Annotated in this window: 11 protein-coding genes and 1 pseudogene; 10 read left to right on the top strand and 2 right to left on the bottom strand. The window is 38.1% G+C overall.

What is annotated here, in order from left to right; all coding sequences use genetic code 11:
* From AC22ZQ_RS01125 to AC22ZQ_RS01115, 3 genes and pseudogenes are all read left to right on the top strand, one after another.
* Nucleotides 1-339, top strand: a pseudogene (locus AC22ZQ_RS01125) (hypothetical protein); the annotation flags it as partial.
* A gap of 34 nt (nucleotides 340-373) precedes the next feature.
* Nucleotides 374-1,039 (top strand): NAD(P)H-binding protein, encoded by a 666-nt coding sequence (locus AC22ZQ_RS01120; protein WP_318956732.1) that lies wholly within the window; start codon nucleotides 374-376, stop codon nucleotides 1,037-1,039.
* On the top strand, nucleotides 1,033-1,605 hold the full coding sequence (locus AC22ZQ_RS01115) for a pseudouridine synthase (RefSeq protein WP_318956731.1): 573 nt from the start codon (nucleotides 1,033-1,035) through the stop codon (nucleotides 1,603-1,605). Before AC22ZQ_RS01120 ends, AC22ZQ_RS01115 begins: the two co-directional genes overlap by 7 nt.
* Nucleotides 1,606-1,686: 81 nt before the next feature.
* Here AC22ZQ_RS01115 and AC22ZQ_RS01110 read toward each other — a convergent pair whose 3' ends face one another.
* Complete coding sequence (locus AC22ZQ_RS01110; protein ID WP_318956730.1) at nucleotides 1,687-2,673, bottom strand: hypothetical protein; 987 nt, start codon at nucleotides 2,671-2,673, stop codon at nucleotides 1,687-1,689.
* A gap of 167 nt (nucleotides 2,674-2,840) precedes the next feature.
* A complete protein-coding gene (gene prfB / locus AC22ZQ_RS01105) occupies nucleotides 2,841-3,920 on the bottom strand; it encodes a peptide chain release factor 2 (protein WP_318956729.1) in 1,080 nt (359 codons plus the stop codon).
* Nucleotides 3,921-4,155: 235 nt separating this feature from the next.
* Between prfB and gcvH the strand changes: the two genes are divergently transcribed.
* The 7 genes from gcvH to AC22ZQ_RS01070 all read left to right on the top strand — a co-directional run bounded on the left by gcvH (nucleotide 4,156) and on the right by AC22ZQ_RS01070 (nucleotide 10,239).
* Nucleotides 4,156-4,533 (top strand): glycine cleavage system protein GcvH, encoded by a 378-nt coding sequence (gene gcvH / locus AC22ZQ_RS01100; protein WP_318956728.1) that lies wholly within the window; start codon nucleotides 4,156-4,158, stop codon nucleotides 4,531-4,533.
* Nucleotides 4,533-4,907: a VanZ family protein gene (locus tag AC22ZQ_RS01095; protein ID WP_318956727.1), complete on the top strand. Its 375-nt coding sequence runs from the start codon at nucleotides 4,533-4,535 to the stop codon at nucleotides 4,905-4,907. Before gcvH ends, AC22ZQ_RS01095 begins: the two co-directional genes overlap by 1 nt.
* Before the next feature lie 58 nt (nucleotides 4,908-4,965).
* Complete coding sequence (locus AC22ZQ_RS01090; protein WP_318956726.1) at nucleotides 4,966-5,643, top strand: energy transducer TonB; 678 nt, start codon at nucleotides 4,966-4,968, stop codon at nucleotides 5,641-5,643.
* Nucleotides 5,644-5,705: 62 nt separating this feature from the next.
* Nucleotides 5,706-6,446 carry a deoxyribose-phosphate aldolase gene (gene deoC, locus AC22ZQ_RS01085; RefSeq protein ID WP_318956725.1) on the top strand — a complete coding sequence of 247 codons (741 nt, stop codon included), beginning with the start codon at nucleotides 5,706-5,708 and terminating at the stop codon, nucleotides 6,444-6,446.
* On the top strand, nucleotides 6,447-7,247 hold the full coding sequence (locus AC22ZQ_RS01080) for a 3'(2'),5'-bisphosphate nucleotidase CysQ family protein (RefSeq protein ID WP_318956724.1): 801 nt from the start codon (nucleotides 6,447-6,449) through the stop codon (nucleotides 7,245-7,247). It begins immediately after the preceding gene.
* Entirely contained in the window at nucleotides 7,244-8,794 is a 1,551-nt protein-coding gene (locus tag AC22ZQ_RS01075; RefSeq protein WP_318956723.1) for a hypothetical protein, read from the top strand. The genes AC22ZQ_RS01080 and AC22ZQ_RS01075 overlap by 4 nt, the downstream gene beginning before the upstream one ends.
* A complete protein-coding gene (locus AC22ZQ_RS01070) occupies nucleotides 8,794-10,239 on the top strand; it encodes a hypothetical protein (RefSeq protein WP_318956722.1) in 1,446 nt (481 codons plus the stop codon). The genes AC22ZQ_RS01075 and AC22ZQ_RS01070 overlap by 1 nt, the downstream gene beginning before the upstream one ends.
* Nucleotides 10,240-10,322 lie beyond the last annotated feature (83 nt).

The raw sequence follows: 10,322 nt of genomic DNA, 5'->3' as shown, positions 1-10,322 counted from the left end.
CTCCCGGTAGCGCGAGAGCGAGCGCCATCTCAAACCGCTCCCCTCCAGAAGCGAGTGGGGGATGAAAACGGAAATCCTATTATTGTTCCGATGAAGAAAGGAGAACGTTTTTTAGATGGAGCAGATTTAATGGCGCTATCGCAATCTTATTACCCAAGTTCTTATGGGGTATATTGCTTAAATGGTAACGTTGCTGAGCTAACTTTAGATGATACCGTATGTGGAGGAAGCTGGCAAGATTATGGTTATGATGTGCGTAATCGAAGTTATACGACCTATAAAGGAGCAAGTAAAACTGTAGGTTTTAGACCTATCATTTATTTCACTAAAAAAGATTAAATAAAAACAATCCACTTTTGTGTATTTTTAAGCTATGCAAAAGAAAAAAGCAATAATTATTGGAGCCACTGGTTTAACTGGTGGCTTTTTGCTGGATGCACTTTTAATGCACCCGGATTTTGATGAGGTAATTTCTTTCGGTAGAAGGGCTACTGGAAAAAAGAGTGCTAAATTGAAAGAGGTAACCGTTGATATTGTTGAAGAAACAGCCTGGTTAGAGGAGGTGAAGGCGGATGTTGTATTTTGTTGCATAGGTACAACAAAGGCCAAAACTCCAGATCAAGATAAATATAAAGCGATAGATTATGGCGTGCCTGTGAAATTGGCGCAAGCGTCGAAGCGAAATGGAGTGACTCATTTCATCGTAATTTCCGCGCTTGGAGCAAATCCTAATAGTTCTATTGCATACAACCGAATAAAAGGGGAAATGGAAAGGGATGTAATGGAACAAGGTGTATCTCATACCTATGTGTTAGAACCTTCGTTGATCATGGGAGACAGGGAAGAGAAGAGAACAGGTGAGAAAATTGCCCAGTTTGTGATGCCCTTGTTTCATTGCCTTATGATTGGAGGACTCAAAAAATACAGAGCCATTAGATCTACAGATATTGCATTGGCGATGTTAAAGTTGAGCTTACAAGAAAAGCATAACTCTGGAAGAATCCTCTCGGATGAAATAAAGGAAATTTCTCGATGGTAGAACACCAAGATTTTATTTTACATAAACCCGTGCGTTGCCTTTCTCAATTTGTTCAAAATGGAAAGCGAAAAAAGAAACTTTTAGGAGATATCTACGATTTTCCAGAAGGCACGATGGCCATAGGTAGATTAGATGCAGATACCGAAGGTTTACTTTTACTTACCACAGACGGGAAGTTTAGCGCCGATGTGCGCAGTGCTAAATTTGAAAAGGAATATTGGGTACAAGTAGACGGGGTAATTGATGAACTAGCTTTAAAGAACTTACAAGAAGGTGTTGAGATTTCTATAGAGGGAGAAAGTTATAAAACCTTACCTGCAAAGGCAACTTTACACGACGATATAGCGCATATACCACCTAACCCTAGAAAAGAAAGAGACCCGAGTCATGGTCCTATGAGTTGGATAAAATTGGTCATTAACGAAGGTAAATTTCGCCAAGTTAGGAAGATGACTGCCGTTGTTGGACACCCTACTATACGATTGATTCGTTGGCGTATTGGAAACCAAACATTAGGAGATTTAAAACCTGGAGAGGTAAGAAGGTTAGATAGAAAAGAGCTCTAAAAAAAAAACGGTCTACCTCAGGGTAGACCGTTATAAGTTTTAGTCAACAATAACTACATTTTTAAAGGTAGGCAGTCTTGTTTATTTTAAAGTGAAACTATCTGTTCCAATTACAGTTCCATCTGCAAAGATTTTTACTGTATAATTCCCTTTTTCTAATTCTCTACCCTGAAGGTTGTGAACTACAGCCATATCAATTTCTTTTTGTTGGTAGTTAATCTCACGTTTGTCTGTGTAAATTAAAGTAGTACCATTAGCATCAAAAGTATTGTTAGCCTTCGCGTAAATCACTTTTCCATTTGGATCAATTACTTGCATGTAAACTGTTTTGTTTCCAGCCATTGCAATTTTGTTCTCACCAAGCGTGAATTCAGATTTTACTCCATCAGCTCTTCTGGCTCTGTTTGTTTCGTCAGGAGAACCGTTAATCGTATATCTGTATGCGTAAGTTTTAAAGTTGTACGCAGATAATTTAGATCCTTCTTTAACCAATTGCTCGTTTTGTGCTGCTGTTTGCGCGTAAAGATCTCTTTCTTGCTCCGTTGTAGAAAGTCTTGTTTCTGTTTCCACTAGACGATCAGAAAGTGTTCCTGTTAAGGTATTTAATGAGTCGATCTGTACCAAGTAACCTTTCATAATCTTACGTAAGGTTTTGTTCTCCGTTTTCAACTTATTAATTTCTCTGTATGATCTTCTCTTGTTGGTCTTCAAATCTTCCATTAAAGATTCGATTCTCGCTTTTTGAATATCAATACTGTCTTTTAAAGAAGCGTCAAACTCTACCATTTCATCATAGGTATCTAACATCGTTTGGAAATCTTGTTTCAAATCTGATGTTGTAATATCTATGTATCCTGAAAGCGCATCGTTCATAGCTTTCATTTCTTGTTCCAACTGCTCATTGGCAATTTGGCAATCTTCCTTCGCTGATTTCTGTCCTGAGTACATGAATCCCATTACAGCAATTCCAATTAAAGCAGTGATGGCAACTATTATCCAAATAGCTCCCTTAGGTTTATTTTCGTTTCCTTCATTAAGGATCGGGTTGTTTTCTGTTGTTTCTGACATAACATTAAGTGTTAAATTTCACTTCAAAGCTAAGACATATATTTGTGTCAAGTCTTATAATTTTGCTGCGAAGTAGTTGTTAATTATTATTCGTATTTTTTATTAAACTATTTGTTTCGGTTCCCTTAGTAATACTGCGTTTGATAGGCAGAAGAAAGCGTTTTCTCCTAAAATTTCATCAGGTAAGATTTCAGGAATTCATCCAAATCTCCGTCCATCACTGCATCAACATTCCCTGTTTCATGTCCGGTTCTAACGTCCTTCACCAATTTATAGGGGTGCATAACATAGTTTCTAATTTGAGATCCCCATTCAATTTTCATTTTCTCTGCTTCTATCTCATTTCGTTTTTCCATACGCTTACGCAGCTCTAATTCGTATAATTGCGACTTCAACAATTGCATGGCTTTCTCTTTGTTTCCTAACTGTGAACGAGACTCAGAGTTTTCAATAACAATTCCTGATGGCTCGTGACGTAAACGTACAGCAGTTTCTACTTTGTTCACGTTTTGTCCTCCTTTACCACCAGACCTAAAAGTTTCAAAACTTATATCAGCGGGGTTAATGTTAATTTCAATGGTGTCATCCACCAATGGGTATACATAAACAGAAGCAAAGGAAGTATGGCGTTTGGCATTAGAGTCAAAAGGTGAGATACGTACCAAACGGTGAACGCCGTTTTCTCCTTTTAAATATCCAAAAGCAAAATCTCCATCAAATTCGATGGTTACCGTTTTAATACCGGCTACATCCCCGTCTTGATAATTGAGCTCTTTGAGTTTGTACCCATGTTTTTCTCCCCACATGGTATACATACGCATTAACATTGAAGCCCAGTCACAACTTTCTGTACCTCCTGCACCTGCTGTAATTTGAAGCACAGCGTTAAGGTTATCTTCTTCTCCAGAAAGCATGTTTTTCAATTCTAATTCTTCTAAGTCTTTCAATATTTTAGCATGGAGCTCATCTATTTCTTCCTCAGAACCAGCACCGTCTTTATGGAATTCTATCAATACCTCTAAATCATCCAAGCCTTCCTTTAATGCATTGTATGATTCTACCCAAAATTTCTTTTGACGCAGTTTCTTTAAAACCACTTCCGCTTTTTTGGGATCGTCCCAAAAAGTCGGGTCTTGGGATTTAAGATCTCCCTCTTGTATTTCTAATAGCTTATTCTCTATTTCTAAGTAAGAATAGAGTGCTGTAATTCTTCCTTCTATGTCCTTGAATTGGTCACTATTTACCATAAAAACAAATATATGTAAATAAAGAATTTTTGCGTACTAAAAAGGGGAGGAAGTAGAGGCGAAAAAGACAACTAAATAAGGGGAGTGGCAAAGTCTAGCCAAAAGATCAAAGTATATTGCTCGGTGATGCTTGTCGGGATTTGAACTTCCAATATGAAGAAATTGTAAAAAAGTGACAGCATGTTATTAAATCAACGTTCAAAATTATATTTTTGCAAGTACTAAAATTTAAAGCATGAATATTCCACAAGAATTAAAGTATACTAAAGATCACGAATGGGTGAAAGTTGAAGGTGATATCGCTACAATCGGTATTACAGATTTTGCTCAAGGAGAGTTGGGTGATATCGTTTACGTTGAAGTAGAAACTGAAGGTGAAACTTTAGATGCTGAAGAAGTATTTGGATCAGTAGAAGCTGTAAAGACAGTATCTGATTTGTTTATGCCTATCTCTGGAGAAATCATTGAATTCAACGAAGAATTGGAAAGTGAGCCAGAAAGCGTAAACAGCGATCCTTACGGAGATGGTTGGATGATTAAAGTGAAAGTTGCTGACGCAGCGCAAATCGACGCTTTAATGGATGCTGATGCTTACAAGGCGTTAGTTGGATAATGTTTAGATTTATTCTGCCAGGTTTGTTATGGCTCATCACCGTTGTGGGGTTGAGTTTAACGCCGGGAAATGAATTACAGCGAACGGATTGGTTCGTTTTTGAATTCGATAAAGTAGTTCACACGGGTATTTACGCCTTGTTAGTTCATTTATGGTTAACAGGATTTAAGCGCCAAAGAGTGAATCGCTTATTAAGAGATAAAGCTTATGTACTTGTAATTAGCTTTGCTATCGCCATTGGTGTAGCGATTGAATTCTTACAAGGAGCTTTTATTTCTGGCAGAGTATTTGATATTTATGACATAATAGCAAACGTCGTTGGCGTTGGTGTAGGTACCTGTGGTTTTTACTTCTTGTACCGCAACTATTATTGATTGTAAGGTTTAATTTTGCTAATAGATCTTTGTATATTAGCAACAATATTGAAGAATTATGGAAGTTAAGAAAAATCCCGAAGTAGACGGAGAGCGCGTGCGCTTACCCTTAAGTATGTTGGGCTTTTTGATTATAGGTTCTCTGATTCTTGCATCTTTTTCTTACAGAACTCCCGTAGAGGATAAGTCTGCAAGACAAAATAAAAAGCAAGATTTGGATTTGCCAATGGAAACAGAGACCAAACAAGAAGAGGAGCCACCACCCCCACCAGAGGATACACCTCCACCCCCACCAGCACAGGAGCCTGTGTTAGATGAGGAGTTGGAAGTGAAGGAGAATGAGGATAAGGATCCACCACCCCCAATTGATCCAGCACCAGTTAAGTTGGTTCAAGAAGAGGAGCCGGAGCCGCCACAACCTCCTATTGTTGACTTCCCAGATGTGGAAGCAGGTTTCCCAGGTGGTCCAGCAGCAATGAAACAATTCCTTATCGATAATACAAAGTACCCAGAGATTTCTCGTCAGATGGGTGACCAAGGTAAGGTGTATGTGAAATTCGTTGTTGAGCGTGATGGGTCTATTTCAGGAATCGAAATCATTAAGTCGGTTTCGAAAGAATTGGATAGAGAGGCGAAACGTGTTGTACGTTCTATGCCTAAATGGTCGCCAGGAGAGAAAAACGGAGAACCCGTAAGGTCTGTGTGTCGTATTCCAATTAACTTCACATTGAATTAATAAAAATTCATTTACTATATTTAAAGTCCAATGCTTTTAGCGTTGGACTTTTTTTATTTCTAATGAAGGAGAACGCCCGAGAAATATTATCGTATTTAGATTATACATCCTTATCTATTACAGATAACAAGAAGACTATATCAAAATTTATTCGGACACTTCATCCCTTACTGGAGAAAGGTTATGATGTTGCTGGAGTTTGTGTTTACCCTACACAAATAGACGTGGTGAATAAACTCCTAAAAAATTACAGCTTACAACGCGTTGTGGTTGGGTGTGGTTTTCCGGATAGTCAGCAACTCTTAGGTACCAAAATTAATGATGCAGCTGCCCTTAATCAATTAGCGATTGACGAAGTTGATGTGGTCATGAATTTGGGATTATTGAAAGCAGGGAAGTTGGATTTGCTCTTTGATGAAATTGTAGCCATTCGTGCGCAACTTCCATTGAAGAAATTAAAAGTGATACTCGAAACTTCCATGTTGACGAAGAAGGAAATTGTTTTGGCTGCTCAAATTGCGATAAGGGGAGGAGCGGATTTCCTCAAAACCTCAACCGGGAAAAATGGAGGTGCAACACCACAAGCATTTGAGCAAATGTGTAAAGTTGTGGTAGAGCACTTTAAGGAAACCGGTCAAAAGGTTGGATTAAAAGTAAGTGGTGGAGTTCGAAATCTCGAGCAAGCCCTTGAATATAAAGAAATGGTAAATCAAATCTGTGGTGAAGTCTTTTTACATCCTTCCACTTTTAGGATAGGAGCAAGTTCTTTATTGAATGATTTGTTGAATTATATAGAAGATTAAATGATGAAGTTAGGCGAAAAGCATTTTATTGCCCTTGAGGCTATCGTAGAAGCGAGTGGAAAAATAATGGAGATCTACCAAGAAGATTTTGCTGCTATCGCAAAAGATGACGGAAGTCCTGTTACGAAGGCAGATTTGGCATCATCCTTCATCATAAGAGAACACTTGGCAAAAACAAATATCCCTGTTACAGGAGAAGAAGGAGAAAAAGCAGATTTTGAAGAACGTAAAAATTGGATAGAGTCTTGGTGTGTGGATCCACTCGACGGAACCAAAGAGTTCATTAAAAAGAACGGTGAATTTGCTGTAAATATCTCCTTGATTCATGATCATAAAGCGGTATTTGGGGCCATTGGTTCTCCTGTTATGCGACAACTCATTTTCGGGGGACAAGCCTTTGGAGCATTTACTTGTAGCTATGATGAAATCTATCAACAAGATAAATGGGTTGAACTTTTGCAAATCGAAGAGGTAAACGAACAGTTGATGGTGGCAACTTCAAGAACGCATCATTCGGGAAATACCTTGAATGTGATTCGTAAAGCTGAAGGTAAATATGGAAAAGCAGCCTTCATTAAAAAAGGTTCTTCACTTAAGTTTTTTGACCTGGTAGCAGGTAAAGCTGATTTGTATCCACGCTTTGCTCCTACTATGGAATGGGATATATCTGCCGGACAAGCTATTTATGAAGCCATAGGTGGTGAGGTATTACATGCAGAAACATTGGAGCCATTGATGTATAACAGACCGAATTTGACCAACCCATATTTCATTGCGAAAAAGAAGGTCCTAGATCTATGAGAATACGATTTCTATTACTACTAATGTTGACTTCTTGTTGGAGTTGGGGACAAGAAAGTTTGTTGCTTCCTAGTCACGATTTTTTTAAACAAGAGGCAATTTTTCGAGCGGATAAACTTCCGTTAAGTTTTCCTGCTTCATATCTGGAAATCCCAAAGCGTACGAATGCTTGGAATGAATACCAGAAGGCACGACAAAGCTGGCTTGGAAGAAAATTGTATAACGAACATTTGTTTGTGATTTCAGATGGGATTCTCTATTTAACGGTAGATCCTATTGTTGATTTTCAATACGGAACAGATCTCGCTGATATTCCAAAAGAGATTTATCAAAATACAAGAGGGTTTATTGTGGAAGGTGAGATTTTGAAACAGCTTTCCTTCTCCACTTCCTACTATGAAAACCAAAGTGCTTTTGCGCAGTATTTAACCGACGCTTATTCAGCACGTGGAGAACAAAAGTTAGTGAATGGAGCTTATATCACTGAACATGCCGTTATTCCAAATGCACTGCGTACGAAGCCTTTTGGAATCGACGGATTTGATTATGGTTATTCTGCATCTTATGTGAGATGGAGGCAAAGTAAATATCTTACCCTACAATTAGGATCCTCACCAGAATTTGAAGGCTACGGAAAGCGCTCTTTATTACTTTCAGATTTTGCTCCAGCTTCCACGCAGTTTAAAATAGAAACAGAATTTGCACCTCAATGGAAATATAGTTTTCAAATCGGTAAAGCATTGAATTTATTGCGTCGACAATTTTATACTACGGTAGAAGCTCCATTCGAACGCAAGGCCAGAAGTGTGCATCGCTTGAGTTATTCTCCAATGTCCAATTTAAATATTACCTTATTTGAATCGGGGATTTGGTTTAAAGAAGACTCGTTACAATCGAAAAACGTTCCGATGGAATATTATCTACCTGTTCCGTTATTAAATACTGCTTTACATGGATTTGAAGATGCGAAAGTTAAAAATCTGGTAGGTGTAAATATTGGATACCGTTGGAAAGAAAAGTATCTGATTTATGCACAGTTCTTAACGGATGATTTTAAAAATAAGCAGTTTGGTTTACAGTTGGGTACGAGAACTCACATGAGTTTTGGGAAACACGAACTATCGGTATTGTTAGAGTACAATCAAACAAGTGAAGAACTTTACCAAGCCAATAACAGAAGGTTGGCTTATACCTCTTTTAATTTACCCCTTGCTTATTCCTTAGGGAATAGTACTACCGAGATTTTGGGAGAAGTGAGTTACTTCTACAGAAACTTCTATATCCAAGGTTTTGCAACTTTTTATAAAAATTTAGGTTTTTCCAACAGTTTAAATAATGTATTTGAAACCAAAGGAGAAGATATTGCCTCTTCACTGTACAGTACATGGTTTTTAAGTGGAGAACTTGGTTACAGATTTAATGCACACACAAATTTAAGAGGCTTTGTAAAAGCAAGCTACAGGATAGATGAACAGAGTGGTATCAATGCAAAGATTATCCAATTAGGAATACGAACTGCCTTGCGCAATAAACACCATAATTACTAATGAGAAAGTTACTCTTCGTTATCAGTTGTTTCTGCCTTGTCTTACAGGTGTTCGCGCAAACGAAACCTTGGAATAAGAGTCAAGATTTATTCTGGACCCAAGGAGATAACGCTTCAACACTTCCTTTAACTTTTTTAGAAGAAAACCGAGGTTTGCGAAGTTGGGAAAAGGGAAAATCGACTTTGGTGTTTTCTCCGCTGATCAACTTTGAAGGTGGGGTGTTTGATGATTTGTTAATGACAGGTCACTTAGGGGCTCAACTCGAAATGCAAGCTGGAAAAAAGTTATATGTGAAGCTCGGTGCAATGGCCGGAAGTAATCAGGTAGATGACGGCAGTTTTTGGGAGTACAATTACAAGTTGGCGACTTCAGCTCCTTATTATATGGCCTTTCATCCTTTGTTTGATCTAGATGCTGTTGTGAGTTATTCGCCAAATAAGATTTTTAATTTACAGGCTGGTGTGGGTGAATTTCAATTGGGAAATGGTCAGCGATCCTTACTCTTAAGTGATGTAGGGAAAAATTATCCCTATGCTGCATTAAATACAAAGGTCTGGAAATTGAAATTGCTCAATTTATATCAGTTTTTTAAAGAAAATACAACCACGGGAAGTTTAAATAAATATGCTGCAACGCATTATTTAAGTGTAGATGTTACACCGAATTTTGAATTGAGTTTGTTTGAAACGGTTGTTTTTCAGCCTACAGATACGACATGGAACCGTGGATATGAACTCGAGTATTTAAATCCCCTGTTGTTTTTCCGTCCTGCCGAATATGGTTTGGGGAGTTCAGATAATGTGTTACTCGGGCTAAATGCAAACTATAAATTAGGTCATCATTTGATCTTCGGACAATTCATTATTGATGACGGAGCGGTTACTGAGCTTTTGAACAGGACGCGCTGGTGGGCCAATAAATTTGGTGTTCAAGTCGGTGTGAAAGGGAATTTACTAAATGATAAACTGCATTATTCAACAGAGGTAAATGCTGTTCGACCTTTTACCTATTCACATTTGAATACCACACAAAATTATGGGAATAGAGGGTTTGCCCTGGCTCATCCTGCTGGTGCTAATTTTGTAGAATCATACACGAGAGTTCAGTACGAGTACAATGAAACGTTAATGTTCAATTTTACCTTTATGCACTTGCTTAGAGGAGGAGAGAATGATAGGGAAGATTTTAGTTCGGGAACAGATCCTTACCAAGCTTATACCGAAAGAGAAAATGAATATGGTTATACCATTGCCAATGGAGGGGCTTTACGAAGGACCCGTTTAACGCTTGGTGCCCAGTACGAGTTAGTGAAAAAAATACAGTTGGTTGTTTTTGCTAATGGAATTCTCATGAATGATAGAGTAGAGCAAGTGAATACTACTGCTGTTGGACTTCATTTTGGAGTGAAAACCAACCTGTGGAAGTCAAATTCATACAGCTTTTAGTCCCTAAACTCCTACTTTCTTTGAATATCAGACCGAAAGGGTAAAGAAATGTCAATCTTCTACCCTTCTTCCCAAATTATGGC

Source organism: Lishizhenia sp. (assembly GCF_057456495.1).
This window is presented reverse-complemented; position numbering and strand designations above follow the sequence as displayed.

Bases quoted from the DNA above. Each gene is read 5' to 3' on its own strand.
- AC22ZQ_RS01110 (WP_318956730.1), bottom strand. From the start codon at position 2,673: ATGTCAGAAACAACAGAAAACAACCCGATCCTTAATGAAGGAAACGAA.
- AC22ZQ_RS01095 (WP_318956727.1), top strand. From the start codon at position 4,533: ATGTTTAGATTTATTCTGCCAGGTTTGTTATGGCTCATCACCGTTGTG.
- AC22ZQ_RS01120 (WP_318956732.1), top strand. From the start codon at position 374: ATGCAAAAGAAAAAAGCAATAATTATTGGAGCCACTGGTTTAACTGGT.
- gcvH (WP_318956728.1), top strand. From the start codon at position 4,156: ATGAATATTCCACAAGAATTAAAGTATACTAAAGATCACGAATGGGTG.
- AC22ZQ_RS01070 (WP_318956722.1), top strand. From the start codon at position 8,794: ATGAGAAAGTTACTCTTCGTTATCAGTTGTTTCTGCCTTGTCTTACAG.
- AC22ZQ_RS01090 (WP_318956726.1), top strand. From the start codon at position 4,966: ATGGAAGTTAAGAAAAATCCCGAAGTAGACGGAGAGCGCGTGCGCTTA.
- prfB (WP_318956729.1), bottom strand. From the start codon at position 3,920: ATGGTAAATAGTGACCAATTCAAGGACATAGAAGGAAGAATTACAGCA.
- deoC (WP_318956725.1), top strand. From the start codon at position 5,706: ATGAAGGAGAACGCCCGAGAAATATTATCGTATTTAGATTATACATCC.
- AC22ZQ_RS01075 (WP_318956723.1), top strand. From the start codon at position 7,244: ATGAGAATACGATTTCTATTACTACTAATGTTGACTTCTTGTTGGAGT.
- AC22ZQ_RS01115 (WP_318956731.1), top strand. From the start codon at position 1,033: ATGGTAGAACACCAAGATTTTATTTTACATAAACCCGTGCGTTGCCTT.
- AC22ZQ_RS01080 (WP_318956724.1), top strand. From the start codon at position 6,447: ATGATGAAGTTAGGCGAAAAGCATTTTATTGCCCTTGAGGCTATCGTA.